Origin of the sequence: Phyllobacterium sp. 0TCS1.6A (assembly GCF_026420825.1) — a bacterium.
Lineage (GTDB): Bacteria > Pseudomonadota > Alphaproteobacteria > Rhizobiales > Rhizobiaceae > Phyllobacterium.
Window position 1 is genome coordinate 65,067 of record NZ_JAPMAB010000001.1, and the last position, 26,800, is coordinate 91,866.

A 26,800-nucleotide genomic window follows, 5' to 3' on the forward strand; every position below is an offset into this window, starting at 1 on the left:
GTATCAGCCAATGACCAATGGATCGAACCGCGTTCTTGATGAACTGGCCAAACTCGTGACCGACGCCGCCGGCGCTGCCCAGGGCGTGCGCAAGGAAGTGGAAACGGCGTTCCGGGGACAGGCGGAACGCCTTCTCAACACGATGGACGTCGTCCAGCGCGAGGATTTCGAGGCCGTGCGGGAAATGGCGATCCGGGCGAGGGCCGAGAACACTGCGCTGCTCGCGCGGATCGAAGCATTGGAAGCCCTGGTGGGCAAGACGCCAGCGGAAAAACCCGTAAAGCCCGCTGGCACGAGAGCCAGGAAATCCTGATCCTGGCCGATCGAGAAGTGGCTCAGGCCTGATTGTCTTCGGCGAGGTCTTCCTCGCCAGCCGCCAGGGCGGCTTCCTCGGTCTCGAAGGGCCCTACCTTCGGGCCTTCTTCATCATCTATGGTGATGGTGTAGTACCATTTTCCGTCATCATTCTTCTGCATTGCCCGTATTGTGGTTTCAGCTTCGTCGGCCATGATTCCGGTCCTTTGATGGGGTTGGTCTGTGGTACGCGCCGACTTTAGCGGCGGTTCTTATCGCCGATATGACGGGCGCCGCATCGGCAGGTGCAAGAATAATCGGCCCGCGGGCCCTTCCATCTTCTTTCCCCAAAAATAAATCGCAAGTCTTTATCAACAGGGACCGAGCGCCGAAAAGCCTTTGCATAGAGTCATTTAAAGGCAGCTTGTGAATCTTTTTCAGAACTTCTGTCCACATGCATTCCGCTCAAATCGCCGAAAGGGGACTGGCGCTGGGACTCAGCATCAATACACTGAAATTACAGCATGATTCGTGGCAGCGATCATGCCGCGGCCAGAATAAGCGGGCCGCAATCCGGCGGGTGCGTTCTTCCTGCTGGAGAGTTTCGAGCGTTGACGGTGTGCTGGGTGCGCCTCCTCTGGTGGCGTTTTACGATATTCGATTGAGCAGGGAATGGGCGATGAGCCTTCTGGAAATAGAGATTGCGAGAGACTTACACCCGGTGGACGTAATCGAGCATGTCGCCCTCACGAATGAGTGGGCGTTCGAACGTACTGGAGAAGACGAGATTGCCATCACCGTCGAGGGGAACTGGACCGATTACCAGATCTCCTTTTCCTGGATGGAGGATTTCGAGGCTCTTCACCTGGCCTGCGCCTTCGATATCGCCGTCAGCGAGCCGCGCGTCAACGAAGTGCAGCGGCTGCTGTCGCTCATCAACGAACAGCTGCTGATGGGGCACTTCGATCTGTGGCGGCAGGAAGGCGCGATCATGTATCGGCAATCGCTGCTGCTCTCCGGCGGCGTGGAGCCGACGGGCAAGCAGGTGGAGGTGCTGCTGGCAAGCGCGCTCGATGCCTGCGAGACATATTTCCAGGCGTTTCAGTTCGTCGTCTGGTCCGGCTCGACCGCGCGGGAATCGCTCGACAGCATCCTGTTCGAGACGATCGGATCTGCCTGACGGATTGCGGCCATGACGATAAGTTTTGCGGATTTTGAAAAGGTCGACATCCGGGTCGGCACGATCATCGAAGCTGAGCCTTTCCCGGAAGCGCGCAAGCCCGCCTTCAAGCTCAAAATCGATTTCGGCGGCGAGATCGGCGTCAAAAAATCATCCGCCCAGATCACGAAGCGGCACACGATCGAGGAACTCGTCGGGACGCAGGTGATGGCGGTGGTCAACTTTCCACCGCGGCAGATCGGACCCTTCATGTCCGAGGTGCTGACGCTCGGCTTCCCGGACGAAAACGGCGATGTCGTTCTTGCCGCCATAAGCCGTCCCGTCCCCAATGGCGGCCGGCTTTTCTAGCCGCCTGCTTCTAATATTGTCGGCATCAGGCCGGGATGCGGATGATGGCGCGCAGGCCCTTTTTCGGGCTTTCATCCAGAATGATGTCCCCGCCATGGCTGCGCGCTATATCGAGCGCGATCGCAAGCCCGAGCCCCGTGCCGCTCGAATCCTGATTGCGCGCCTCGTCGAGGCGGAAAAACGGCTTGAACACTTCCTCGCGCATTTCCTTCGGTATCCCCGGCCCGTCATCATCGATGGTTATCGTCAGCCATCCATCGCGGTGGTCCGCCAGTACATAGACGTTCCTGGCGTAGCGGAACGAGTTCGACACGAGGTTCGACACCAGCCGTGAAAACGCGTTGGGGCGAACCTGGATTTCGGCAGGGCCGCGTATGGTCGATGTAAAGCCGCGGCCGAGCAGATTGCCTTCCTCCTTCAGCTTGGCGAAAACGCGGTCGAGATTGACCGTCCCGGTTTCCTCCTCGGCCTCGCTGCGGGCAAAGGCGAGATAGCCCTCGAGCATGGACTGCATGTCCTCGACGTCCTGTTCCATGGCGGCCGTATCGAGCCTGTTGCTGACGAGTGCGAGTTGAAGCTTGAAGCGCGTCAATATGGTCCGCAGATCATGGCTGACGCCGCTGAGCATGGTGGTGCGCTGCTCGATCTGCCGCTCGATGCGCTCACGCATGACGATGAATGCCGCGCCGGCGCGGCGAACTTCCTCCGCTCCGCGCGGCTTGAAATTGGGCGGCGCCGGCCGTCCCTTGCCGAAACTGTCGGCAGCGGCGGCAAGCTGCTGGATCGGCTTGATCTGGTTTCGCAGGAAGAGAATGGCGATCGCGAGAAGAACCAGCGCCGAACCGGCCATCCATACCAGGAATATCAGCGTGTTGGAGGCATAGGCCTGGCTGCGGCGGGCGAAGACGCGCAGCACCTTGTCCTCGAGCTGGATACGGATTTCGACGAGATCCGAGTCGCCGACCGTATCGATCCAGAACGGCCGGTTGATCTGGCGGGTTATCTCCTCGCTCAGGATGCTGTCGAGGATGGAGAAGAACGGTTTGGGACCCGGAGCGGGCAGGGGATCGAGCGGAAGGATCGAAATGTTCAAGGCAAGCCGTTCGCGTGAAATCCGGATGAGGTTCTCATGGCCGGGGTCCTGAGGAAATGTGTCCATCAGGTCGATGATGCCGGAAATGTCGCGCACGACTGCCGTCGAAAGCCGCTGGGTGACGGTCTGCCAATGGCGTTCCATGAACACGAAAGCGATGAGCGACTGGAGCAGCACCATCGGCGCGATGATGATGATGAGCGAGCGGGCATAGAGCCGCTTGGGCATCCAGCGCGCGAGCCAGCGGGTAAATTTCCGCCATGGCCCGAACAGCGTGCTTCGCTTGCGGCGCCAATGGCGTTTTCGGACCGCGAGCGCGCGGCCCGCAGTGTCGCGTGATGCCATATCGGTGTCCGCTCGCGATTTGCGCCTGGTATTCGTCGGGAGTGCCTCTCTACTCAACGCTCAATTTATAGCCGACGCCTCTGACGGTCTGCAACCAGACCGGATTGGCGGGATCGTTTTCGATCTTGCGCCGCAATCGGTTGATCTGAACGTCGATCGTGCGCTCGCCCACTTCGCCTTCCTGGCCGGTCAGTTCGTGGCGCGGCACCGTTTCGCCGGCACGCTCGGCGAAGATGGCCATGATATCCTGCTCGCGATCGGTCAGGCGGATGACATCGCCCGAGCGCTTCAACTCCCGCTTGGCGATGACGAAAGTATAGGGACCGAACACGATCTGCTCGATCTTGGCCTGCGGCGCCGGCGCGCCTCGCCGCAATATATTGTTGATGCGCAGGATCAGTTCGCGCGGGTCGAAGGGCTTCGGCAGGTAATCATCCGCGCCAGCTTCGAGTCCGGTGATGCGGCTGTCGGTTTCGGAGAGCGCCGTCAGCATGAGGATTGGCACGTTCTTTTCCTGCCGCAGCGACTGCGTCAGCGCGACGCCGCTTTCACCCGGCATCATCACGTCGAGAATGAGCAGGTCGTAATCGATGCCCGCAAGCTTCCGGCGCGCCTCGTCGGCATTCGCGGCCACCGTAATGCGAAAGCCGCTGCCCGTGAGATATTGCGACAGCAGGTTGCGGATTCGGGTGTCGTCGTCGACGATCAGCAAATGCGGCGCGTCGTCCGACAATTGGGCCGTTTCGCCTTCGGTTCTCGCGTCCTTGGTCTGTTCCATATCTCCCCCTTTCTTCCCAGGTTCTACCCCGTCTTCGGCAAGCTGTCGATCTGTTGCCATTGGGCAGGGTTCACCATCGCCTTCAGAAAATGCTCGACTATCGCCCGGTCGCCCGGGCCGATTTGTTCCAATGCACCGCTAATGCGGCGTGATTGCGGTGCCGCAAGCTGCAGCGCCAGGTCCCGGCCCTTCGGCGTGGGGTAGAGTTCACGCTGGCGCCGGTCCTTCGGGCCCGGAACCTGCACGACATGGCCGGTGTCGATGAGCTGTTTGAGCACGCGGGCGAGGCTTTGCTTGGTTATCTTCAAGACGTCAAGCAATTCCGCCACCGTCATTCCGGGCTTTCTGTTGATGAAGTAGAGGACGCGGTGATGGGCGCGCCCGAATGCCAGCTTTTCGAGGATGAGATCGGGGTCTGCGGTGAAATCCCTATAGGCGAAGAAGAACAGCTCTATGATGTCCAGTTGCTCGGCATCCTGGCGGGTCAGGGCTGTCTCAATTGGCCGTTCTGGTGTATAAGAATTCATGCAGGATCCCCGGTTTTGCAGAAATTATGTCAGCTTTGTTGACTTAATTTTAGACTGCTGATAATTTTTGGCAAGCTGTTGGCCGGCATTTTGAAGCTTTCGAAAAGCCAAGACGTGTTTCTATGATATTTTCCTCATTCGAAACGCCTGTTGGCGCCGTTTACGATGGTACACCAATTGGACGCCGGGACCAGTTGGCGCAACGACAAATCCCGCTGAATCAGGAAACAGGCCTGGAGGAAAAAGATGGCATCCGTCCCATTCGATCAATTGGAAGGTTATATCTGGATGAACGGCGAGTTCGTCCAATGGGCAGATGCCAAGATTCACGTGCTTTCGCACGGCCTTCATTATGCCAGTGCGGTCTTCGAGGGTGAGCGCGCCTATGGCCGCGAGATCTTCAAGCTCAACGAGCATACCGAGCGCCTGCACGAATCGGCGCGTATTCTCGGTTTCACCATTCCCTATTCCGTCGAGGAACTGAACGATGCCTGCCGCAAGCTGCTGGTAAAGCAGGGGTTCGAGGATGCCTATGTGCGTCCGATCGCATGGCGCGGCAGTGAATCGATGGGTGTCGCGGCGCAGGCGAACAAGATCAATGTGGCAATCGCCATCTGGCAGTGGCCGAGCTATTTCGACCCGGCACAGAAGCTGAAGGGCATCCGGCTCGATCTGGCGGAATATCGCCGTCCCGATCCGCGAACCGCGCCTTCCAAATCGAAGGCAGCCGGCCTCTACATGATCTGCACCATTTCGAAGCATGCCGCCGAGGCCAAGGGCTATGCCGACGCGCTGATGCTCGACTGGCGCGGCCAGATCGCCGAAGCGACCGGCGCCAACGTGTTCTTCGTCAAGGATGGCGCCATCCACACGCCGACGCCCGATTGCTTCCTGGACGGCATCACCCGCCGCACCGTGATCGATCTTGCCAAGCGCCGTGGCTACGAGGTCATCGAGCGGGCGATCATGCCGGAAGAACTCGCCGGATTCGAGCAGTGCTTCCTCACCGGTACGGCGGCGGAAGTAACGCCTGTTTCGGAGGTCGGGCCCTATAAATTCACAGTCGGTGAGATCGCCGCAAATTTGATGAATGATTACGCTGCAGAAGTAACGCCAAAGAAAGCTGCCGCAGAATAACGCGCTTATTTTCCCCTGTTTTAAACTTGATGCGTCTTTATTGACGCATCAAGTTGTTTGACTTTGCCTAAAACTTGGTCATCATGACAATTGTCAGGCATGAGTCTGACGTTGAAACGTTGACGGGGTGTCCATTATGGAAGCGCTTCTACCTATAGTCATTCAACTTATTTCAGGTGGCGTCGGCGGCAATATCGTCGGCTCTCTACTGAAGAACCTGAGTCTCGGGACAACCGGCAATTCCGTTGCCGGTGCTGTCGGCGGTCTGATCGGCGGTTACCTCACGCAATTCCTCGGTGCCGGCGGTGCTGAAGCTGTCGCAACTGCTGCCGCTTCGTCCGGTCTGGATTTCGGAGCGATCATCGGCCAGATAGCAGGTGGCGGCGTAGGCGGGATCATCCTGACTGCAATTGCCGGCGCGATAAAGAACTCGATGGCCAGAACCTGATCGTTCTTCGCAAGTGTTTCCTGGGCGGTCGTTGGGCCGCCCTTTTCATGTCCGCAATCCGGTGAATTAACCCGCGCCATGCGTCACCAATCGCGCGGCGAAGGTTCTCTACAGTCGGAAATTGCTCTAGGCTCCGCCTTTGAGCGGTGCGCATGCACCGATTCAGGTGGAGGCGCGGCATTGCCCGCGCGAACTGGACAGGATTGAAATATGGGACAATTGCAGGCCGGTATTATACCCGTGACGGCCTTTCAGCAGAACTGCACCATCCTTTTCGACAGTGAAGACAAGCATGGGGTGCTCATCGATCCGGGCGGCGACAATGATCAGGTGCTGCGCGCGATCCGCGAGAACGACATCGTCATAGAGGCGATATGGATCACGCATGGCCATATCGATCACGCAGCCGGCGCCATGGACATGAAGGAAGCGCTGGGCGTGGATATTGTCGGGCCACATGAGGCGGACCGTTTCCTGCTGGAGAGCATCGAGGCGAAGGCCGAACAATATGGCATTTCCGACAAGGTGAGAAACTGCACGCCGGACCGCTGGCTGAACGACGGCGACGTCGTCTCCTTCGGCTCGCATGAATTCGAGGTCCTGCATTGCCCGGGCCATGCGCCTGGCCACGTCGTATATTACAACCGCGCGGCCAAGTTCGCCCATGTCGGCGACGTCCTGTTCAATGGTTCGGTAGGGCGCACGGATCTGCCGGGCGGGGATCACGCCGCGCTCATCAATTCCATCAAGACGAAGCTCCTGCCGCTCGGGGACGATATCGGCTTTATCTGCGGACATGGTCCGGGAGGCCGTTTCGGCGAGGAGCGCCGCACCAATCCGTTCCTGGCAGGGACATGAAAAAGCCGCCGCTGGGATGGCGGCGGCTGGATCCGGTTTTGTCTATATGATCAATCCGCGTTGCAGAAATAGTCGCGGCCGTCATAGCCGCGGAAGGTGCCCGTCTCCGGATTGAAGGAGCGGTAGCGATCCGAGCAGTAGCGGTACCATTCACGCGACCAAGGCTCGGCGCTGCCGTAATAGCGCGGTGCGCGAACCTCGCGGTAGACACGGACCGGCTCGCGGTAGACGCGCCTGTCGTCGTAATCGCGGTAGACGACTTCCGGCTCGCGCGGCTGCGCCAGCGCGCCGCCGATCAGGGCGCCAGCGGCAAGTCCGATAGCGCCGGCGGCAAGTGCGTCGCCGCCGCCGCGGTGATGATGCCGGCGCCAGCGGTGGTGGTCAGCCGATGCCGACGATAGCGGTGCGACGACTGTTGCAACGACCGCCGTGGCAAGAATGGCAAGTTTCGTACCTTTGTTCATGTTTTCGCCTCCTTGAAGCATCTGGCGCGCATCTGCCGCCGAAATTGTTTGGGCCATCAGGTCATTCAGACCGGCCATGCTCCATTTTTATGCCGTTCAGAATGAATGCAAGCTGAACGATCATGACATGAAGAAGGTTGCAGCATGCCATGTCCTGCCTGCATTGTTCCACGGAACACAGACATGAGGATTTCAGCATTTCCAAGGCAAAAGCAAGGTTATGGCACGCAGTGCGCGCTGGGAGTTGCAGAAGATGCTCACCGCAACAAAACTTCCCCCAATCGCAGTTGGGGGATAGCTTGGATCACAGGGGCGTTCCAAATCGGGCAATGCCCGGATGAAAAACCCTGATCTGACCGTTTATCGGCAGATTATTCCGTGATCGAAATGTTGACGGCTTTCGGGCCCTTGCCGCGACGATCCGGCTCCGTATCGAAGGAGACCTTCTGATTGTCCGCAAGGTTTGTCAGCCCCGAGGCCTGTACAGCGGAGATGTGGACGAAGATGTCTGCCGCGCCATCATCCGGCTTGATGAATCCAAAGCCTTTCTCGCTGTTGAAGAATTTGACCGTACCGGTCTGTGCCATGCTCAGTTCCTTTTTCATAACTACCGCGTCCCCCTCTGTGGGTCTGCGGGCTTTGTAGTGCCGTCTCCGGGTAGATGACCTTCGACGATATAATGCAGGCAGTTCTCGAATTCAGGAAAGGAGCCGATCATTGCCGGGATTTCTCCCGACCCGGTATTATTGCGGTTCCGGCGCGCCGTTCTTCCAGTCTTCCAGTGTTCATAGATGCCCGAGCAACTCAAGACTGCTAGAATAACTGTTTTTTGGCAAGCAAAAGTTTTTCTACCATTTGGGGCGTCAGGTAGAATGAACCTGCAAGCCTGTGCAACCGGCATAGAACTTGGCAATTATACGTGGCGGGCGTGCGCCTTCCCGGGTCAACACTTGGCGCTCGCAGCTAGCGGTTGCGCATGACGATGCAGGCACCACCGGCGGTACGCAATTCGGTGCAGATTTCATTCGCCTCGGTCCTGCTGTCCGAACCGATGCGAACGGCATAGACGCCGCGACGTCCCATTGGGCTGCGGTGGCGGCTGATCACAGGCTGGTGCTTGCCAATAATGGCCGGAAAGCTGCGCCTGAGCCGGACAAGTTGCCTTTCGGCGGCGCTGCGGCGGAAATTGCCGGCGATCTGTATGCCCCAGGGTTTTGGCTTCACCTGCGCCATCGCCACGGTGGCGAAGCGGATGATCGGCAGGCGGCGGCATGCCTGGTCGAAGCCGAGCTTGGCATCGAGCGGGCGATTGGTGATCTCGGCGCCGGCGGCGAAGTCGTCCGGTGAGCGGCCGGTGATGTTCAGCACGTATTCCTCGGTTTCGAGCGGCAGGAACCCGCCGCTCGCCAGCCATTTCGAAACGCGTGTCGGCCCGGCATTATAGGCGGCCGCCGCCAGGCCCCAATTGCCGAACGCGCGGCGCAGTTCCTTCAGAAACGCCGCCGATGCAGGTAGAGCAGCGGCGAAATCATAGGGCTTGGCAAGACCGCGCTCTTTCGCGGTGCCGGGCATGAATTGCGCAATCCCCTGGGCCCCGACAGGGCTGGTGGCATTGGTGTCGAAGCGGCTTTCCTTCCAGATCAGGCGGGCGAAGAAGTCGCGCGGCACGCCGTGGCCGTCGGCGCTGGTGGTGAGCGCGGCGCATATCTGGGCGACGCCCGGTTCCGGCGGCGGCGCGGGCCGCACCAGGGCAGCATTCTCCGCAGCGTTCGCAATCTGCGCGCAGGACAGCACGATCATGCCCAGGATGAGTTGCTTCGACCAGTTCACGCGGTTCTCGTCATGAGAGAAATATCGCTTCATTAAACACAGCATCGCGTCCAATGAAAGATGGCGCGCGCATTCCTCTTAGTGACCGGCCCGCAATTTGCTATAGATGTCCCATGGCGGATTCGATAACGACGATCGGCTTCGATGCCGATGACACACTTTGGCAGAACGAGCAGTTCTTCCGTTCGTCGGAACGGCAGTTTGCCGCGATGCTCGCACCCTATTTCGACGGCGACGATCTGATGGATCGCCTTCTCGCCGTGGAGAAGCGCAATCTGCAATATTATGGCTTCGGCATAAAAGGCTTCACCCTGTCGCTGGTTGAAACGGCGATCGAGGTCACCGATGGCAATGTTCCCGCCTCGGTGATCGCCGACATCCTTGCCGCCGGCCGCGAAATGCTGTGGCATCCCGTCGAGACATTGCCGCATGTGACCGAGACGCTCGAGGGCCTGGCCGACCGCTACCGGCTCGTCCTCATCACCAAAGGCGATCTGTTCGACCAGGAGCGCAAGCTGGCGCAATCCGGCCTCGGGGATTTCTTCGACGCCATCGAGATCGTCAGCGACAAGGATCGCTCCACCTATGAGCGGATATTCACGCAGCATGGCGATGGTCCACGGCACGCGGTCATGGTCGGCAATTCGCTGAAATCGGACGTGGTTCCGGCGATAGAGGCGGGAAGCTGGGGCGTTTTCGTGCCGCATGAACTGACATGGGTGCTCGAACATGTGGACGAGCCGGTTTCGAGCAGCCGGTTCCGGCGCATCGAGACATTGCGGGCGCTGCCCGAAGTGCTTGCGGAAATCTCTGCCGCTTATTCCGCCGCCTGAGTGTCGAAGCCGGCGTCGTCGGGTGCATTCGGATCGCCCGCCGCTGTTTCGAGGCCGAGATCCGGGAACGCAACAATGCGGTTGCCGGTGAAGTCGGTGCGGACGACAATGAGGCCACGCTCCTCGAAATAGGTCAGCAGCCGCCGCGCCCGGCGTGCGGAATGGGTGCCGTAGGCGCGGGCCAGGGTGGCATCCGACGGGCAGGGCGCGCCGGTAACCGCCGCCTGCGCCACGATGAAGAATACGCCCTGCACGTCGTCCGGCAGGGTCTTCGACAGTTCCAATGCCTGCTGCCAGGGTTCGCCGCGCGCCGTCTCGCCATCGATGCCGGCCCGTGCGACTGCCAGCCGGCGCCGAAAGGCGGGCAGGGGCAGCTGCTCTCCCGGCACCTTGCGAATACGGCAGCGCACCAGAAAGTCCTGGTAGAGCACGGCATCGTTGCGAAAGGAGGCGTCGGGGTCGTCCAGCATGTCGCGCATCACCGCCTCGAGCAGCGCATCGCGCTCGGCCTCGTCGATCTCCGGAAAGAGCGTCGGCGCGGCGCGCTCCTCCTGCTCCGTGGACCGCGCCTGGCTGAGCTGGGTCAATATATCGGCCGTCGGCATGGGTGGCGGCGGCGGGGCCTTGCGGATCGGCGCGCGCCGCTCCTCGGGCGAGGGGGTGAAGATAAGTTCCCGCGCATCCTCGCCCGGCTGCGGCAGTGGCGTCAGCTTGGGGCTGGAGGAACGGGCAGAGGTCTCGACAGCGCCGATGGTCACCGGCAACGGGCGGCGCGACAGCGCCGGGCCGAGCGCGATGAAATTGCCGCGGGCAAGATCGCGGAACTGCTCCGCCTGCCGCCGTTCCATGCCGAGAAGATCGGATGCGCGGGCCATGTCGATATCGAGGAAGGTGCGCCCCATCAGGAAGTTGGAAGCTTCGGCGGCGACATTCTTGGCCAGCTTGGCCAGCCGCTGCGTCGCGATCACGCCGGCAAGGCCGCGCTTTCTGCCTCGGCACATGAGATTGGTCATGGCGCCGAGCGACAACTTCCGCGCCTCGTCGGAGACCTCCCCGGCCACGGCGGGTGCGAACAACTGGGCTTCGTCCACCACGACGAGCATCGGATACCAGAAATCGCGCTCCGCATCGAAAAGACCGCCGAGAAAGGCAGCGGCGCAGCGCATCTGCTGCTCGACGTCCAGCCCTTCGAGGTCCAGCACCACCGAGACGCGGTGCTGGCGGATGCGTCCGGCGATGCGCGTCAGTTCGTTTTCGGTGCGGGCGCCATCGACGACCACATGGCCGTATTTCTCGGCGAGGGTAACGAAATCCCCCTCGGGATCGATAACGCATTGCTGCACCCATTGCGCGCTCTGCTCCAGCAGGCGGCGCAACAGATGCGATTTTCCCGAACCGGAATTGCCCTGCACGAGAAGGCGCGTCGCCAGCAGCTCCTCAAGGTCGAGCATGGCTTTTGCGCCTGCGGGCGCTGCTCCCATGTCGATATCGACCTTCATTTCAGCTCCAGATCCAGTGATTCCGCGCGCAATGTTCTGCGCGCGGACTGTCTAGCATTCCTTGGCCGCCCATGCGCCGGTTGCGATCAAAAATCGGCAGTTAACCACAGCTGGTTTCATCGTGTTTCCTTGAAGATGGTGCCGAAGGCCTTCATCTGCGCGACGACGTAATCGGCATCCATGATGCTCTCCGGGAGGAAAAGCCCCGGCTTCAACGCCTGCCCGTCCCTCAGGCCTAGCGCACGCTCCACGGCGAGCGCCACGTGCAGCGCCGTCAGCGGAGCCTGTCCTTGCGGGTGGACGATATCCAGACGGCGCTTGCCGCTGCCGGCATCGGCAGGCGTGCCCTCCATTTCGATCGCGATTTCCGTGGAGAATGCTTCGCCGCGGCGACGGCTGGCGGATGTGCCGTAGACGAGGTCGACCCGGATCGATCTCGCATTGGTTGCGGTCGATAGGCTGAGAACGTCGAGGGGCGCATAGCCGGTCGCCTCCATTGCAGTGCCGTCAACATCGGTGAAGGAACGCCGCGCCTCATCCTTGTCGGCCCAGTGCCAGCGCCCATCGACCAGTTGCAGCGGGCTCGGCGCGGATTCCGTCAGGCGCACGAAATCAGCATAGGCCGCGGGGCCGCCCATGTCCTCCTCGTCGAGCACGACGGTAATCCTGATGCTGTCGATGGCGCTGAACTGGCGGGCCATCTGTATCGCCGGGAACGTCGCCGCACCGGCCAGCCAGTTGCTTGCCATGAGAACAGGCGCGGCGTCGGGCTTGCTGATGGCGAGAGCCATTTCCGGGCCGACTTCGTAGACCCCGCTCGATACGGTGATATGGGGCAGGCCCTTGCGCTGGGCGTAGCGCATGGAGTTGAGCGTGTAGTCCTTGACGAAAACGGCGAGGGCGCTGAACCCCGCTTCGGCCGGAAGGGCGAGATCCGCCTGGTCGAGATCGACCCGGACGGCTGTCGTGTTGGGAAAGCGTGCGGCGACTGCCTGCGCCTTGGCCAGATCGCGCCCGCCCACAGCGATGGAAAGATCGGGATATAGCTTCCGCAATGTCTCGACCGCCTTGGAGCCTACTATCCCGGAGCCTCCGATGATGAGCGCCGGCTTGCTGCTATTGGTGTTCATGCCTGAATTCCTTTACAAGTTCGCGTTGGAACGGGCATGTTCGACATGAGTGCCCGTTTATGCTACTATTAGTAAGTTACTGATAGTAGCATAACAAGGCATGCGTGAAATTATTATTGGACCTCGTGGCGAATGGCGATGAACGTTGCAAGAAAGATGGCAAGGCAGGACCGGCGCAAGCAGCTCCTCGACAAGGCGCTGACCATTGTGCGCGAAGAGGGGACGGACGCTCTGACCCTTGGCCATCTGGCGGAATGCGCCGGTGTTAGCAAGCCGATCGCCTATGAGCATTTCGGCACGCGCAGCGGCTTGCTGATCGCGCTCTATCAGCTGCTGGACGACCAGCAGGTGGACAAGCTCGTCGCCGCACTGGAGCAGGCGCCGAAACATCTGGAGGACGTGGCCCGGACGCTCAGCTACGCCTACATGGATTGCTGTCGCTCGATGGGCCCCGAATGGTCGGCGATTTCCGCCGCTCTCAAGGGCGACGAACAGATGGAGGCATTCCAGCTGCAGCTGATCGACGATTATGTCGACAGCTACTGCTCGATCCTCGCGCCCTACAGCAGCCTCGACCGGCAGCAATTGCGGTCGCGCTGTGTCGGCATCATCGGCGCGGCGGAAGCCATCGCCCGCGAGATGATGCGGGACAAGCTCGAAGTCTCAGCGGCCGCAGACCTGCTGCGGTCGCTGATCATGTCCTGGCTGGCGCCTAGCCGGCATGAGCCGGCTGCATGACGTCCTTCTTGGCGTGCTTGCTGATCGTCAGGACGAGCAGCGCGGCGATGAGGCACAATATCCCGGCCACCATGAAGGCAGGCATGTAGGTCTGGTACTCGGTCCGCGAAAAGCCGCCGCCATAGGCCGCGGACGCTGCACCGAGCTGGTGCCCGGCGAACACCCAGCCGAAGATCAGTCCCGCCTTCTCCCGGCCGAAACGGTCGGTGGCGAGTTTCACCGTCGGCGGCACGGTGGCGATCCAGTCCAGGCCGTAGAACATGGCGAAGAGCGAAAGCCCGTAGAAGGAAAAATCGGAATAGGGCAGGTAGAGCAGCGACAGGCCGCGCAATCCGTAATACCAGAACAGCAGCCAGCGATTGTCGACACGGTCCGATAGCCAGCCGGAGCCGATCGTTCCGAAGAAGTCGAAGAAGCCCATCATGGCGAGGACGCTGGCGGCACCGACGGCGGCCAGGCCGTAATCGCCGCACAAGGCGACGAAATGCGTGCCGACAAGCCCGTTGGTGCTGGCGCCGCAAACGAAGAATGTCGCGAACAGCACCCAGAACGTGCTGCTGCCCGAAGCCTCCTTCAGTGCTAGAAGCGGCATGGTCACCAGTGTCAGAAGCCCGCCGGTCACCTTGGGCGCAGGAACAATGTCCTTCTCGCCATAGGCCGGCAGCCCGACATCGGCAGGCCTGTCGCGCATCAGGAAGAATACGGCGATGACCGCCACGGTCAGAAGCGCACAGATCAGCATGACGGCGGTGCGCCAGCCATAGGTCTCGCTCAAGGACGCCATCAGCGGCATGAAGGCAAGCTGGCCCGTGGCGGAACTGGCGGTCAACATGCCGAGCACGAGGCCGCGCCGCTCCGTGAACCAGCGAGCGGCCACTGTCGCGCCGAGCACCATGGCGGTCAGGCCGGTTCCGAAACCGACCACGACGCCCCAAAGCATGATCAATTGCCAGATTTCAGTCATGGCCAGCGATGCGAAGAGCCCGCCCACGATCAGGGCCAGCGCGACGCAAACGACCCGCCTCACTCCGAAATAATTCATGAAAGCCGCCGCAAATGGCCCCATCAGGCCGAAAAGCAGCAGGCGAATCGAAAAGGCGATGGCGATATCGCGTGTTTCCCAGCCGAATTCCTTTTCCAGCGGAACAATAAGAACGCCCGGAGCACCCACCGCTGCGGCCGTGACGAGCATGGTGAGAAAGGTGACTGCGACAACGACCCAGCCGTAGTGGACGTTGCGCTTCGCGAGAATATTTGCCAGCGGAGTGGAAAGCATGAGCGATCTTTCAAACAAGGAGAGCGATGACTATATCGATAAGTTAGATGATGGTCATCATATTTGACTATTCATGACGAGCATCATATAAATTGTCAAGAGACCGATCCTAGGAAAAGCGGAAGCATTCCCGACTGGGGGAGAACTCATCCTTGTAGAGGAAGGGGAGCGCAGATGCGCGTCAGTAAGGAGCAGGCAGCGGAGAACCGCGCCCGTATCGTCGAGGTCGCGAGCAGGCAGTTCCGGCAGAAGGGATTTGGCGGCATCGGCGTCGCCGATGTGATGAAGCAGGCGGGCCTGACGCATGGCGGCTTCTATGGCCACTTCGCCTCCAAGGACGATCTCATCGCCGAATCATGCGATGCGGCGATGAAACGCTCGGCCGAGAAATGGTCGCAACTGGTCGAGCAGGACCGGGAAAGCGCGCTCGACGCCATCATCCTGTCCTATCTCAGCAAGACCCATGAGGGCAATCTCGCCAATAGCTGCACCATGTCCATGCTCGCGCCGGACATTGCCCGGCATGGCGGCGAGGTGCAGGCGCGCTTCACCGAAGGCACCAAGCGGCTGCTCGACATCATGTCGCTGGTGGTCGACGAGCCTTCGCAGCAGGCGAAGCGGAAGAAGGCGCTGGAGATAATGGCAGGCCTGGTCGGCGCCGTGGTTCTGTCCCGTGCATCGGATGATCCGGATTTCGCCGATGAAATCCTCGATGCGGTTCGGTCCGGTTTCCAGGGCTCCGAGCCGGAAAGCGGAAATACGCCTTAAATATCGACCCAGCCGCGATCAGCGGCCGGGACGCCCCGTCTTGCCTGGGCGGCGCTTGCGCTTGCCGTCATCCTCATAGGAGCCAGCCCCCGCTCGCTCGCGGCGGATGATGGTGTGATCATTGCGGTTCGTGCCGGTGAAGGCCGGCTTTTCCGGGATATTGCCCGGCAGCGGCTTCTCGGTTCGTCCCACTGTCATCTCGTCCAGCGTGTTCTTGCGGAAACCCTTCGGCGCGAGCGGCCGGGTGCTGTCGCCGCCCATTTCGTCGAGATGCGGCTTGCGGAAGACGCCGGCCGGCGTTTCGCCATCCTCGGTGACGACGCGGTGAGCGGCCCGTCCGGCATTGTGCCGGCCCTTGGTGCGCCCCGTGACAGGACTTTCCAGCTCTACTTCGCGGGCCATCGGATCGTCGGAAATGGCAAGTTCCGTATCGCGCAGGCGCTTGATCTCGTCGCGCAGCCGTGCGGCGACCTCGAAGTCGAGATCGTCGGCGGCGTCGCGCATCTGGCGCTGCAGATGCTCGAGATGCGCCTTGAGATTATTGCCGACCATGGTACCGGAATCGGCAAAGCCGGAAATATCCGCCATGACGTGGTCGCGCTCGTAGACGCTGTTGAGGATATCGCCGATATTCTTCTTCACGCTTGCCGGCGTTATGCCGTGGGCGATGTTGTAGGCCTCCTGCTTCTCGCGGCGGCGGCTGGTTTCCGCCATCGCCCGTTCCATCGACCCGGTAATATGGTCGGCGTAGAGGATGACCTTGCCGTCGACATTTCGCGCGGCGCGGCCGATCGTCTGGATCAGCGAGGTTTCAGACCGGAGGAAGCCTTCCTTGTCCGCATCCAGAATGGCGACGAAGCCGCATTCCGGTATGTCCAGGCCCTCGCGCAGCAGGTTGATGCCCACCAGCACGTCGAAAGCGCCGAGGCGCAGGTCGCGCAGGATCTCGATGCGTTCCAGCGTGTCGATGTCGGAATGCATGTAGCGCACGCGGATGTTCTGCTCGTGGAGATATTCCGTCAGGTCCTCGGCCATCCGCTTGGTCAGCACGGTGACGAGCGTGCGGTAGCCCTTTGCGGTCGTCTCGCGGATTTCGCCCAGCACATCGTCGACCTGCGACTTGGCGGGGCGAACCTCGACCGGCGGGTCGATAAGACCGGTCGGGCGGATGACCTGCTCGGCGAACACGCCGCCGGACTCCTCCATCTCCCAGCCACCCGGCGTCGCGGAGACGGCAACGGTCTGCGGCCGCATCGCATCCCACTCTTCGAAACGCAGCGGCCGGTTGTCCATGCAGGAGGGCAGGCGAAAGCCATATTCCGCCAGCGTGGCCTTGCGCCGAAAGTCGCCCTTGTACATCGCGCCGATCTGCGGCACGGTCACATGGCTTTCGTCGATGAAGACCAGCGCATTGTCGGGGATGTACTCGAAAAGAGTGGGCGGCGGCTCGCCCGGCTTGCGGCCGGTGAGATAGCGCGAATAGTTCTCGATGCCGGCGCAGGAACCTGTCGCTTCAAGCATTTCTAGATCGAATGTGCAGCGTTGCTCGAGGCGCTGGGCCTCCAGCAGCCGCCCGGCCTCCGTCAGTTCCACCAGCCGGTGCTTGAGTTCTTCACGGATCGACTTGATCGCCTGGTTCAGCGTCGGCCGCGGCGTCACATAATGCGAATTCGCGTAGATCTTGACCGAGCGCAGGTCGCCGGTCTTGTGGCCGGTCAGCGGATCGAATTCGGTAATTGCCTCGATCTCATCGCCGAAAAGCGAAATTCGCCAGGCGCGATCCTCCAGGTGGGCGGGGAAAAGCTCGATCGTATCGCCGCGCACACGAAACGAGCCACGGGAAAAATCCGCCTCGCGGCGCTTGTACTGCTGGGCCACGAGGTCGGCGAGCAGCGCGCGCTGGTCGAGCCGGTCGCCGATCTTCATTTCGAAGGTCATCGCCGTATAGGTTTCGACCGAACCGATACCGTAGATGCACGATACCGAGGCGACGATGATCACATCGTCGCGCTCCAGCAGCGAACGGGTAGCCGAGTGCCGCATTCGATCGATCTGCTCGTTTATCGAGGATTCCTTCTCGATATAGGTGTCGGAGCGCGGCACATAGGCTTCCGGCTGGTAATAATCGTAGTAGGAAACGAAATACTCGACGGCATTGTTGGGGAAGAACGACTTGAACTCGCCATAGAGCTGCGCGGCAAGGGTCTTGTTCGGCGCCAGGATGAGAGCCGGCCGCTGGGTCGCCTCGATCACCTTCGCCATGGTGAAGGTCTTGCCGGAGCCGGTGACGCCGAGAAGGACCTGCGTCCGGTCGTCATCGCCGATGCCGGAAACAAGGTCGGCAATGGCCGTCGGCTGGTCGCCGGACGGCGTGTAGTCCGTCTCCATGCGGATCGGGATGCCACCTTCCGATTTCTGCGGGCGGGCGGGCCGATGCGGCTGCCAGGCCGTGCCGTTCTTGAACAGCGGGTTGCCGCTCTCGATCAGGGCGGACAGGGCGGCGACGGTAGCCGTGGCGCCGCCGGGCGCTATGCTGCCGGCGTCTTCCAGCGAAATGTCCAGCCCCGCGACCGGATTGAGACCGGCGGCGGCGCGCGTCTTCGGATCGGATGAGCCGCCGATCGACGTGCCACGCGACGTGCGCGCGGCAGGCGCTTCCTTTGCGGGTTTCTTCGTCCTGGCGCGCGGCTTTGCGGCCTGATCCGACTGTTTCGTTATGCCGACAGCCCAATCGCTGATGCTGCCGGAAAGCGGCGTGCCTTCCAGCTCCGGTTGCGGGGTTTCGCCGAAACCGTCGGTGCTGTGTTTCGATGGTGACTTGGTCATGGGGCAAATATGGTTAGAGTCTGCCGAAATGGAAAGGGGCATCGCCCGGAAAGCGCACCGCCGACACAACCTCCTGACACCAAGCTGTCAGGAAGTTGTCATGATATGCGGCGTTCAGGGACGGAAAATATTGCTCCGGTGATAGTGCAGCAATCCCTGGTGCGGCCAGTGATAAGGGTCTTTCGGCAGGTGTATGCGCGCCGGCTTCCTGATCAGGAGGTCGCACACCGCTTTCTGCCCCGCAATGACCGAGGACACCAGTATCGTGTAATCCGCGTCGATCGACAGCAGGCCCTTGTCGAACAGCCAGTGGATGGTGCGGCTGAGGGCGATACCGTTTCCGGCGGAGTCGGAACCGGATTTTTCGATCGGCCGGATATGCGCGCATTCGATCTCATGCCGGCCGTCCGGAGCCTGGAGGCAGGTGCCCGTCATGGCACAGGTCCATCCATAGGCCTCGCCGATAAGCCGGCGGAAGGCGCGGTCGCGCAGGAGCGGCGAGGTGAGAATCCGGGTGCGTTCATCGGCGGGAGGAGGGTCTTCCCCAAAGCCGAAGCCGTAATTGGCGTGGCCAATCCGGGGCGGTTCGATCCATGCCTCGCCCATGCCGGCGCGCAGGATGGTCATGCAATCCTCGTCCGACAGGCGCCGGGCTTCCTGCTGCACCAGCGATGAATTTACCGAACCGTCGATCTGGCGCATGGCCGATTCGTAATAGGAACTGGGATAGGGCGCGCGGAAGGGCACGGGACGCGGGAACTCGAAATATTGCTCCACCTTGGCAAGCCAGTAGGCCGGATCGGCGGTGGGGCGGATGGCGGCGACGCTGGCGGCAGCGAAATAGCCGGCCAGGCGGCCAGCATAGGCCTCGTTGGGGCGGCGCGGCGAAGAAAAATGACCCAGTCGCCGAGCTGCTCGCCGATAATGTCGAGATATTTCGTCCGAAAGCGGAATCCAGCCTGAAGCGGCCCAACGCTCCCGACGCCGGAGCGAACGTTGAAAATGGCTGCCATGCGGCGGAATCACTGCTCGTCATTTCCACGACAGCATGGCTCAGCCTACCCGAATGCGAAACGAACCCCAAATTGCAAATGCGGGCTTCAGCCGCAACTCAGGCGCCGGCTTCAGCCGTAGCGCAACTTCAGGCCGAGAATGGTCAGGATGAGGAGCAATGTCAGGCCATTGGCGGCGATGACCGGCCAGGAGCCGATCAGGAGCCCGTAGCAGAGCCAGAGAAAGACGCCGAGGGCGAGCGAAACATTGGTGATCAGCGAAATGCTGGCCGTTTCGCGGTAACGAACGATCTTCATGATCTGGGGGATCCAGCACATGGTCGTGATGATGGCAGCAAGACTGCCGACAAGCTCGATATGGAACGGCACGGACGGCTCTTTCGCGCAAGAAAATAAAAACAGTATATGAGCGGTTTCATCGCTAAAATACAGCGGAATCGTGACGTAACCCGCCGAATTCCGTCAGGTTTTTCATAGGGCTTACCCGCAGCGGCCGCAGTTCTATCGGACGACGTCGAGCAGGCGCGCCGGCAGGTAGATCACCAGCGATGCCGCCCCGGTGATGACGGAGGTTCCGTCGGCCAGAACGGCCTGTCCCGGTGATTGCTCGTCGCCTTCGAGGACGCGCTGCGAAAGCTCGCCGCTCCGCGCCATTTTCATGAGCGTGGGCGAGCTCGCAAAGACGCCGTGTGAGCCCCCGTCGAGCGATGACGCATCGAGCACGACGATGCCGAGACTCTGCAACGCGGGAATGCTGGAGCCGTCGCCGACCCGCGGATGGCCACCGACGATCCGGCTGGAGACGTTGAGGGCGCGGTCGGCGCGGGAAACCAGCACCGTGAACGGTTTTGGCAGGGTGCCGATATCCTCGGCCTGCTGCTGGAAGACGTCGATGTCGATATCCGGCGCAGCGAGCATCACGCCGGAGAAGCGGTTGAAGACCGCCCGGTCGCCGCTTTCCGCCAATTCCTTCAGCGCCTCCATGACGACGAAAGAGCCCATGGAATGGCCGAGCAGCAGTATCTTGCTAGCATTGGAACGCGCCGCTACGCGCAGCGTCTCCGCCAGGCCGTCGCGGCCGAAGGTGGCGCTGTCGCGATCATAGACGTAAAGACCGATGGAGCCGGCTGACGGCCAGGCATAGTGCAGCGTGACGCCGGGAATCGCGTAATCATGCGCGATCTGCGCGGCGCGAAAGACGCTGTCGGCAAAATTATTGTTGTAGCCATGGACGAAGACGAGCAATTCGCGCTGATTGGCGGGCCGGCGCGCGAGCTCGGCGTTCAATTTGTCCAGAAACAGTTGCTCCCTGTCATAGGGCTGGAAAATGGTCGCGGCGAAGTTGCGGGCCGGATTCGGCTTGGTCGTCGATTTTTCCACCTGGCCGGATTTGTGGCTCGGCGGAATGCCGATATCCACCCGCGCAAAGTTCAGCTCGGCGGAACGTCTGGCGGAAAATGGCAAGGAAAGATTGTCGGAGCGCTCGCGGCTGGTTGCGACGAAGATCGGGACAACCGCCTTCGGCCCCTTGGTTTCGCTCAGCCTCGGGGCTGGCACAGCCGCGCTTGCCTTGACAATGCCTGTCTCCTTTAGCCCCAGGACCGCCTTCCCGCCGCAGCCGGCAAGGAGGAACGGGATGAGCAGAATGACTGACAGACGCGACAACGCCATGGCTCAACTCCACACTACCATGCACCGCTTGAAACAGTATTTTGCCGCCGCTGCAACCGCAATCGCCATTTGCGCGGCTTGTCGTGCTGCCTATTTCGCCGCGCGTGACAAATTTTCCACAGCCGTACCGCGTCCGCAGGGGGCGGTTACAGCGGCAGCGGGTCGCGCCCCATGCCGAGATGAAGCTCATGACCGGTATAGGCGTGGCGCTCGGCAACTTCCTCGTCCAGTTCAACGCCGAGGCCGGGTTCGGTCGGCGGAATGACATAGCCTTCTTCCCAGCGCAGCGGTTTCTTCAGGATCTCGGCGTGGAAGCCGCCAAACCCCTGGATACATTCAAGGATCAGGAAGTTCGGACTGCATGTGGCGAGCTGTATGTTGGCTGCGCCGACGAGCGGCCCGCAATAGAGATGCGGCGCGACCTGGGCGTGGAACGTCTCCGCCATGCCGGCGATCTTCTTCGCTTCCAGCAGCCCGCCGACACGGCCGAGATTCATCTGCAGGATATTGGCGGCACGGTTCACGAGCAGGCGCTGGAATTCGTATTTCGTGGTCAGTCTCTCACCCGAGGCTATGGGAATGGAGGTATGCTGCTGCACATAGCCCATGTTTTCCGGCATATCCGGCGGCACCGGCTCTTCCAGCCAGAGCGGATCATAGGGTTCGAGCCGTTTTGCAAGCCGAACGGCGCTCGCTGGCGTCATCTGCCCATGGGTGCCGAACAGCAGGTCCGCCTTGCTTCCGACCGCCTCACGCACGAGTTTCACGAATTTTTCGCCGAGATCGAGCTGTTCGAGCGATAATTGGCGCGGATCGAAGGAGGTATAGGGCGCGACCGGGTCGAATTTGACGGCAGTATAGCCCTCGCCGACATATTCTGCGGCGCGCGCGGCCGAAGCCTCGGCATCCCAGTAGATAGCCGATGTCTCGCCGAGTTCCGTCTTCGGATAGATATAGGTGTAGCTGCGCAGCCGCTCATGCACCCTGCCGCCGAGAAGCTCGTAAACCGGCTTGCCGGCTTCCTTGCCGATTATGTCCCAGCAGGCCATCTCCAGCGCGGACACCGCGCCCATCAGCGTGGGGTCGGGGCGCTGCGAGAAGCCGCTCGAATAAGCGCGGCGGAAAAATTTCTCGATATGGTGCGGATCTTCGCCGATCAGCCAGCGTCCGGCGACATCTTCGACGATCTGGCGCATGATCTGCGGGCTGATCGTCGAATTATAGGCTTCGCCATAGCCGACAACGCCGGTATCGGTGGTCAGCTTGACGAAGAGAAACCAGGTGCCGCCGAATGAAGGGGGAGGATTTCCCACGACGAAGGTTCTGACATCGGTGATTTTCATGGCTCGTCCCGCATTGTTTCCAAGAGACTAGGGCAGCGACCTCGACCGGCAAAAACCGGGTAGCGACCCGCTATGTCACGTTTCCGACAGTTCGAAGGCTTTTCAAACCCGCCGTGACACAGCATTCTTGCTTCGGCGAATCCCGTCCGAGGAGTAATCTATGACCGAACCGACCAATCCGATAGGCGAACTGACCTTGCGCACCCTGGCCATGCCTGCCGATGCGAATGCGGCGGGCGATATTTTCGGCGGCTGGGTCATGGCGCAGATGGACCTTTCCTGCGGCATAAGGGCGGCCGAGCGGGCGAAGGGACGTGTCGTGACCGCCGCGGTCAAGGAAATGGCCTTCGCCAAGCCCGTCAAGATCGGCGACACACTCTGCATCTATACGCAGGTGGCCGGTGTCGGCCGGACGTCGATCACCCTGAAGGTGGAGGCCTGGGCGCAACGTTATCTCACCGACATCATGGAGCGGGTGACCCATGCCGATTTCGTCATGGTCGCACTGGACAAGGAAGGCAAGCCGACACCGGTGCCGGCGGAGGAGTGATCAGCTACCGCTGCCGATCATATATTTGTCCCAGAACCCCGCCTCGGCTTCTGTCTGTTCCACGATGTCGATCCAGAGGCCGGATGGATCATGGAAGCCGAAGCGCCGCTGTCCGAACGGTTCGTCCGTCAGCGGATATTCGATCGTCAGGCCTGTCGCCGCGATCTTGTCGAAGGCCGCCCCGGCATCGTCGACCTGCAATTCGAAACACATGCCCGTGCCGCTGAACGTCTCGGAACCTGGCGGTGACGAGGGATGATCGGGTGTCATGAAGGCGATGGATGCGGACTGGTCTTCGGCGGATAGCCAGCAGAACCACGTGCTGTCGAATCCGCTGACGAAGCCGAGATGCCTGATCCAGAAGTCGCGGCAGGCTTCCTTGCGGTCGGTGACGATGATCGGATAGCGATCGTTGAAGCGCATATGAGATCTCCCTTCTTCTCCGAGCCGGATTAGACAGGAACGAGCCGGGCTGACAAGGGGCGCCTGTCAGGAGAGTTTATCTGGCTCCTGCGGAAAGGCGCGCATTCTCGCATCGAAATTCATGTATCGATTCAACTCGCTGCCAATCTGATTCCGTCGGGGCTGCCAATGCGTTGATTTCATTGTCCTAGCGGCAGGCGCGCCTTCCATTGCGCCGCTGCATCAGGTCGAAGTGGAAGTGGTCGCCATGGAAGCGGTCATAGCCCGGGCCGAGGACGGTGGTGAAGTAATCGCAAGCGTCGGAGCGTACGCTGTTGAGCAGGCCGCGTTGGCGGAAGGAGAACAATCCGGGCTTCTGCACCTTGATCGCCTTGCCATTGTTGAGCGTGATCCTGGAGATATCGAGGGCATTTCCGCGCGAATGTTCCGACATCGCCCTGCCGCGCTGGTTGCTCATGGTGCGGCAGGAGTAGCTGGACGCCTGATGGATGGTATTGATGCCTGACAGATAGCGAAGGCGGGTCGATGGCGTCAGGTCGCTCTTGACCCAGCGGGCGAAGGCGAGCGTCATCTGGCAGTTCAATGTGGCAGCCGGTTTCAGCTTGATGTTGCCGCTGGCGAAGCCGCTGACCTTGAGCGGATGATCGATGCGGCAGACGCCGCCATCATTGATCGGTTCCCCTTCGGCGAAGACCACGCCCAGTCGCTTCAGTTGCGTGCGGCAAGCGGCTTCGCTGCCGGAGAGCGCATAGGCCGCCTGGCCGCGGGCGACGGGATCAGGCACCGACGCCGGGAACCCGTATTCGTCCGGGCTGCTCTGATAGGTCTGCGCCTCTTCTTCCTCTGCGCGGGCGAGCGAGGGTGTTTCAGGTTCTGCGGGCTGTTCGGCCTGCGGGATATCGGCGATCCGGGCCGTTTCGGATGATTGGCCGGCATCGTCGACGACGGATGGGACCGGCTCGGCAACGACGAGAGGATCGGCCGCAATCTGGGGCGACTGGCTGGCATAATCCGCCGCCGTCGAAGCGCCGACATCGGCGGAAGGGCGCGGTGTTTCACCCATGCCGCAAGCGCTGAGCGCCGTACAGGCGCAAAGTGCGAGCATGACCGGTATGCGTTCAAGACGCAGGGCGGATGACAACGCGATACCCATGTCACCATATCCTTCTGCCGTAGCCGCTGTGGGTGCGGCAGCCGCGAACATCTGAAATCAGGAGTAGCAGCAAAGGGTAAAGGAAAGGTCAGCGGGGCTGTTAAGCCCTATGTCGCAATTGAGGCGGGGCGCGCCGCCGCTGTCAGGCAGTGGCGCGTTTGCGCATCGCGGGTATCAGTTCGACGGCGATCATGGCGATGAAGATCAGGGCGCATCCCGCCATGCCCTGCACGCCCATGCGCTCGCCGAGCAGGATGGTGCCGAAAAGGGCGGCGAACAGCGCTTCCGAGGACAACATGATTGCCGCCTGCGGCGCGGTGGTGAAGCGCTGGCCGATTGCCTGCAGGGTGAAGCCTATTCCCGAGGAGAACACGCCGGCGAAGATGATCTCCGGCGCGACAGCGAGGATCAGGGCGGGGTTCGGGGTCTCGAGCGGGAGGGAAATCAGCATGCTGAGCACGCCGCAGACAAGGAACTGCACCAGCGAAAGCATGATCGGACGCCCGCTGCGGATGGCGATGCGGCCCATGAATATGATCTGGAGAGCCCAGAAGATGGCGCAGGCGACGATCAGCCAGTCACCGGTCGTCAATCCTTGCAGATGCCCACCGGACAGAAGATAGATGCCGGCGAGCGCCGACAGCGCGCAGGGCCAGACTACCGGATGCGGCCATTGGCGATAGATGATCACGGCCAGGAAAGGCACCATGACCACATAGAGGCCGGTGAGGAAGCCGGCATTGGTGACGGTGGTCGTCTCGAGGCCGATCTGCTGCAGGATCGAGCCGATGAACAGCAGCACACCGAGGAAAGCGAAGCCGTAATAATCGGCCCGGGATAGGGGCGACGCTGCAGCCCTGGCTTCCCGGATGGCCAGCGGCACGACGGTCAGGGCGGCGAGCAGGAAACGCAGCCCGACGAACGTATAGGGGCCGATATTGCTCATGGCGCTCGACTGGGCGACGAAACCCAGGCCCCAGATGGCCCCGGCCGCTAGCAACAGAATATTGGCACGCGCATGCGTCATCGAATCCCCGCAACTCCCACCGCGGTCCTCGACGCGCAGTCCTCGCAATGGCTCTATCCAAGGAACGGTCCGGCGGCAAGCCCGATCAGGCGCCGGATGCCCGGGTCAGGCGCACAATCTTGCCGTTGCTGTCATCGGTCAGGAGGTAGATCGAGCCATCCGGTGCAACACGAACGTCGCGAATCCGGCCGAATTCGCCCTCGAACAGCCGTTCCTCGCCCTTCATGGCGCCCTTTTCGTCGCGGTCGAGGCGGACGAGGAGTTCGAACTTGAGCGCCCCGGCGAGAAGATCGCCGTTCCATTCGGGAAACATCTTGCCCTGATAGACCGCGAGGCCCGAAGGTGCGATGGAGGGGTCCCAGTAATAGAGCGGCTGCTCATAGCCCTCGGCTTCCGTGCCGACGCCGATCTTGGCGCCCGAATAGTCCTCGCCATAGCTGATGACGGGCCAGCCATAGTTCCTGCCGGCGCGGGGCTGGTTGATTTCATCGCCGCCCTTGGCGCCATGTTCCAAGGTCAGCAGCGAGTTCGTGACCGGGTCCCATGCCGCCCCTTGCGGATTGCGATGACCCTTGGACCACAATTCGGGAAGGCCCTTGCCGCCATCCGCGAACGGGTTGTCCTTCGGGATCGAACCATCGGCATTGATGCGCAGGACTGAGCCGGCGTGATCCTTGAAATCCTGCGCCCGTTTCTGCTCGCCGCGCTCACCCATGGTCACGAAGAGCTTGCCATCGGGCGCGATGACGATGCGGGAGCCGAAATGCTGGCCCTTTTGCGTCTTGCGGTTCATCGAAACGAGGACTTTGACATCCTCCAGTGCCGCGGAGCCGTCCGTTTGTACGAGCCTGGCGCTGGCCAAAGCCGTTCCCGCGCCGCCACGGCCGGGTTCCGAATAGGTGAAATAAATGCGTCCGCTTCGTTCGAATTCCGGTGCGAGCGCCACGTCAAGCAAGCCGCCCTGGCCCCTTGCCGCCACGTCGGGCACGTTTTCGATCGGTTTCGAGGCCTTGCCGTTGCGGACGATCCGCATGGTGCCGCTGCGCTCCGTGACCAGCAGGGCGCCATCCGGAAGGAACGCCAGGCCCCAGGGATGGTCGAGATTGTCGACCACCGTATCGGCGGCGACAGTCACTGTTTCCGTCTTGTAATCCTTGGCGATGGCCGTCGATGGCAGGGATGCGATGGCGAAAGCACCGATCAGTAGAAACTTGACTTTGCTTTTCATGAGTTCCGTCCTCGATCCAT

Annotated in this window: 29 protein-coding genes; 10 read left to right on the forward strand and 19 right to left on the reverse strand. The window is 61.4% G+C overall.

Annotation, left to right across the window (positions count from 1 at the left end; translation table 11 throughout):
* The first annotated feature begins 10 nt into the window (after positions 1-10).
* Positions 11-313 (forward strand): accessory factor UbiK family protein, encoded by a 303-nt coding sequence (locus OSJ75_RS00295; protein ID WP_250019631.1) that lies wholly within the window; start codon positions 11-13, stop codon positions 311-313.
* Between the two features lie 22 nt (positions 314-335).
* On the opposite strand, the gene OSJ75_RS00300 is transcribed toward OSJ75_RS00295, so the two are convergent.
* Positions 336-509 carry a hypothetical protein gene (locus tag OSJ75_RS00300; protein ID WP_250019632.1) on the reverse strand — a complete coding sequence of 58 codons (174 nt, stop codon included), beginning with the start codon at positions 507-509 and terminating at the stop codon, positions 336-338.
* 464 nt (positions 510-973) lie between these two features.
* Between OSJ75_RS00300 and OSJ75_RS00305 the strand changes: the two genes are divergently transcribed.
* Both OSJ75_RS00305 and OSJ75_RS00310 read left to right on the forward strand, forming a co-directional pair.
* On the forward strand, positions 974-1,474 hold the full coding sequence (locus tag OSJ75_RS00305) for a YbjN domain-containing protein (protein WP_250019633.1): 501 nt from the start codon (positions 974-976) through the stop codon (positions 1,472-1,474).
* Positions 1,475-1,486: 12 nt separating this feature from the next.
* Positions 1,487-1,822, forward strand: coding sequence for a tRNA-binding protein (locus OSJ75_RS00310; RefSeq protein ID WP_250019634.1), 336 nt, complete (start codon positions 1,487-1,489; stop codon positions 1,820-1,822).
* 25 nt (positions 1,823-1,847) lie between these two features.
* Here OSJ75_RS00310 and OSJ75_RS00315 read toward each other — a convergent pair whose 3' ends face one another.
* The 3 genes from OSJ75_RS00315 to OSJ75_RS00325 all read right to left on the reverse strand — a co-directional run bounded on the left by OSJ75_RS00315 (position 1,848) and on the right by OSJ75_RS00325 (position 4,565).
* Entirely contained in the window at positions 1,848-3,143 is a 1,296-nt protein-coding gene (locus OSJ75_RS00315) for an ATP-binding protein (RefSeq protein WP_416362508.1), read from the reverse strand.
* 166 nt (positions 3,144-3,309) lie between these two features.
* Complete coding sequence (locus tag OSJ75_RS00320; RefSeq protein WP_250019635.1) at positions 3,310-4,038, reverse strand: response regulator; 729 nt, start codon at positions 4,036-4,038, stop codon at positions 3,310-3,312.
* 23 nt (positions 4,039-4,061) lie between these two features.
* Positions 4,062-4,565: a MarR family winged helix-turn-helix transcriptional regulator gene (locus OSJ75_RS00325; protein WP_250019636.1), complete on the reverse strand. Its 504-nt coding sequence runs from the start codon at positions 4,563-4,565 to the stop codon at positions 4,062-4,064.
* Positions 4,566-4,811: 246 nt separating this feature from the next.
* On the opposite strand from OSJ75_RS00325, the gene OSJ75_RS00330 reads away from it, so the two are divergent.
* The 3 genes from OSJ75_RS00330 (at position 4,812) to OSJ75_RS00340 (ending at position 7,008) form a co-directional block, all read left to right on the forward strand.
* On the forward strand, positions 4,812-5,702 hold the full coding sequence (locus tag OSJ75_RS00330; RefSeq protein ID WP_267226065.1) for a branched-chain amino acid aminotransferase: 891 nt from the start codon (positions 4,812-4,814) through the stop codon (positions 5,700-5,702).
* Between the two features lie 136 nt (positions 5,703-5,838).
* Positions 5,839-6,150: a hypothetical protein gene (locus OSJ75_RS00335; RefSeq protein ID WP_250019638.1), complete on the forward strand. Its 312-nt coding sequence runs from the start codon at positions 5,839-5,841 to the stop codon at positions 6,148-6,150.
* A gap of 210 nt (positions 6,151-6,360) precedes the next feature.
* A complete protein-coding gene (locus tag OSJ75_RS00340) occupies positions 6,361-7,008 on the forward strand; it encodes an MBL fold metallo-hydrolase (RefSeq protein ID WP_250019639.1) in 648 nt (215 codons plus the stop codon).
* A gap of 50 nt (positions 7,009-7,058) precedes the next feature.
* On the opposite strand, the gene OSJ75_RS00345 is transcribed toward OSJ75_RS00340, so the two are convergent.
* The 3 genes from OSJ75_RS00345 to OSJ75_RS00355 form a co-directional block, all read right to left on the reverse strand.
* Positions 7,059-7,472, reverse strand: coding sequence for a BA14K family protein (locus OSJ75_RS00345; RefSeq protein WP_250019640.1), 414 nt, complete (start codon positions 7,470-7,472; stop codon positions 7,059-7,061).
* Positions 7,473-7,843: 371 nt separating this feature from the next.
* Positions 7,844-8,059: a cold-shock protein gene (locus tag OSJ75_RS00350; protein ID WP_250019641.1), complete on the reverse strand. Its 216-nt coding sequence runs from the start codon at positions 8,057-8,059 to the stop codon at positions 7,844-7,846.
* 376 nt (positions 8,060-8,435) lie between these two features.
* Positions 8,436-9,272 carry a transglycosylase SLT domain-containing protein gene (locus OSJ75_RS00355; protein ID WP_416362509.1) on the reverse strand — a complete coding sequence of 279 codons (837 nt, stop codon included), beginning with the start codon at positions 9,270-9,272 and terminating at the stop codon, positions 8,436-8,438.
* A gap of 143 nt (positions 9,273-9,415) precedes the next feature.
* On the opposite strand from OSJ75_RS00355, the gene OSJ75_RS00360 reads away from it, so the two are divergent.
* Positions 9,416-10,135, forward strand: coding sequence for an HAD family hydrolase (locus OSJ75_RS00360; protein WP_267226071.1), 720 nt, complete (start codon positions 9,416-9,418; stop codon positions 10,133-10,135).
* Here OSJ75_RS00360 and OSJ75_RS00365 read toward each other — a convergent pair.
* A complete protein-coding gene (locus OSJ75_RS00365; RefSeq protein ID WP_250019644.1) occupies positions 10,120-11,634 on the reverse strand; it encodes a helicase HerA domain-containing protein in 1,515 nt (504 codons plus the stop codon). The genes OSJ75_RS00360 and OSJ75_RS00365 overlap by 16 nt on opposite strands.
* Positions 11,635-11,750: 116 nt before the next feature.
* The gene (locus OSJ75_RS00370) at positions 11,751-12,764 is read right to left on the reverse strand and encodes an NAD(P)-dependent oxidoreductase (RefSeq protein WP_267226074.1); all 1,014 of its coding nucleotides are present in this window, start codon (positions 12,762-12,764) and stop codon (positions 11,751-11,753) included.
* 138 nt (positions 12,765-12,902) lie between these two features.
* Here OSJ75_RS00370 and OSJ75_RS00375 point away from each other — a divergent pair, with 138 nt between their 5' ends.
* Positions 12,903-13,502: a TetR/AcrR family transcriptional regulator gene (locus OSJ75_RS00375; protein ID WP_250019646.1), complete on the forward strand. Its 600-nt coding sequence runs from the start codon at positions 12,903-12,905 to the stop codon at positions 13,500-13,502.
* Here OSJ75_RS00375 and OSJ75_RS00380 read toward each other — a convergent pair.
* Complete coding sequence (locus tag OSJ75_RS00380) at positions 13,477-14,778, reverse strand: MFS transporter (RefSeq protein ID WP_267226076.1); 1,302 nt, start codon at positions 14,776-14,778, stop codon at positions 13,477-13,479. The genes OSJ75_RS00375 and OSJ75_RS00380 overlap by 26 nt on opposite strands.
* Positions 14,779-14,952: 174 nt before the next feature.
* Here OSJ75_RS00380 and OSJ75_RS00385 point away from each other — a divergent pair, with 174 nt between their 5' ends.
* Complete coding sequence (locus OSJ75_RS00385; RefSeq protein ID WP_250019648.1) at positions 14,953-15,546, forward strand: TetR/AcrR family transcriptional regulator; 594 nt, start codon at positions 14,953-14,955, stop codon at positions 15,544-15,546.
* Between the two features lie 18 nt (positions 15,547-15,564).
* On the opposite strand, the gene uvrB is transcribed toward OSJ75_RS00385, so the two are convergent.
* The 5 genes from uvrB to OSJ75_RS00410 all read right to left on the reverse strand — a co-directional run bounded on the left by uvrB (position 15,565) and on the right by OSJ75_RS00410 (position 22,399).
* On the reverse strand, positions 15,565-18,372 hold the full coding sequence (gene uvrB, locus OSJ75_RS00390; RefSeq protein WP_267226080.1) for an excinuclease ABC subunit UvrB: 2,808 nt from the start codon (positions 18,370-18,372) through the stop codon (positions 15,565-15,567).
* Positions 18,373-18,486: 114 nt separating this feature from the next.
* Positions 18,487-19,398 carry an HNH endonuclease gene (locus OSJ75_RS00395; RefSeq protein WP_267226082.1) on the reverse strand — a complete coding sequence of 304 codons (912 nt, stop codon included), beginning with the start codon at positions 19,396-19,398 and terminating at the stop codon, positions 18,487-18,489.
* Positions 19,399-19,496: 98 nt separating this feature from the next.
* Positions 19,497-19,754 (reverse strand): SemiSWEET family sugar transporter, encoded by a 258-nt coding sequence (locus tag OSJ75_RS00400; protein WP_250019651.1) that lies wholly within the window; start codon positions 19,752-19,754, stop codon positions 19,497-19,499.
* A 132-nt stretch (positions 19,755-19,886) separates the two neighbouring features.
* A complete protein-coding gene (locus tag OSJ75_RS00405; RefSeq protein WP_250019652.1) occupies positions 19,887-21,056 on the reverse strand; it encodes an alpha/beta hydrolase in 1,170 nt (389 codons plus the stop codon).
* 146 nt (positions 21,057-21,202) lie between these two features.
* The gene (locus OSJ75_RS00410; protein WP_250019653.1) at positions 21,203-22,399 is read right to left on the reverse strand and encodes a mandelate racemase/muconate lactonizing enzyme family protein; all 1,197 of its coding nucleotides are present in this window, start codon (positions 22,397-22,399) and stop codon (positions 21,203-21,205) included.
* Between the two features lie 160 nt (positions 22,400-22,559).
* Between OSJ75_RS00410 and OSJ75_RS00415 the strand changes: the two genes are divergently transcribed.
* Complete coding sequence (locus tag OSJ75_RS00415; protein ID WP_250019654.1) at positions 22,560-22,949, forward strand: acyl-CoA thioesterase; 390 nt, start codon at positions 22,560-22,562, stop codon at positions 22,947-22,949.
* Here OSJ75_RS00415 and OSJ75_RS00420 read toward each other — a convergent pair whose 3' ends face one another.
* The 4 genes from OSJ75_RS00420 to OSJ75_RS00435 form a co-directional block, all read right to left on the reverse strand.
* Positions 22,950-23,372 (reverse strand): VOC family protein, encoded by a 423-nt coding sequence (locus OSJ75_RS00420; protein WP_250019655.1) that lies wholly within the window; start codon positions 23,370-23,372, stop codon positions 22,950-22,952. It lies immediately after the preceding gene.
* Positions 23,373-23,559: 187 nt separating this feature from the next.
* On the reverse strand, positions 23,560-24,525 hold the full coding sequence (locus OSJ75_RS00425) for an extensin family protein (RefSeq protein WP_267226087.1): 966 nt from the start codon (positions 24,523-24,525) through the stop codon (positions 23,560-23,562).
* Positions 24,526-24,667: 142 nt separating this feature from the next.
* Positions 24,668-25,552 (reverse strand): DMT family transporter, encoded by an 885-nt coding sequence (locus OSJ75_RS00430; RefSeq protein ID WP_267226089.1) that lies wholly within the window; start codon positions 25,550-25,552, stop codon positions 24,668-24,670.
* An 85-nt stretch (positions 25,553-25,637) separates the two neighbouring features.
* Entirely contained in the window at positions 25,638-26,780 is a 1,143-nt protein-coding gene (locus OSJ75_RS00435; protein ID WP_267226091.1) for a PQQ-dependent sugar dehydrogenase, read from the reverse strand.
* Positions 26,781-26,800 lie beyond the last annotated feature (20 nt).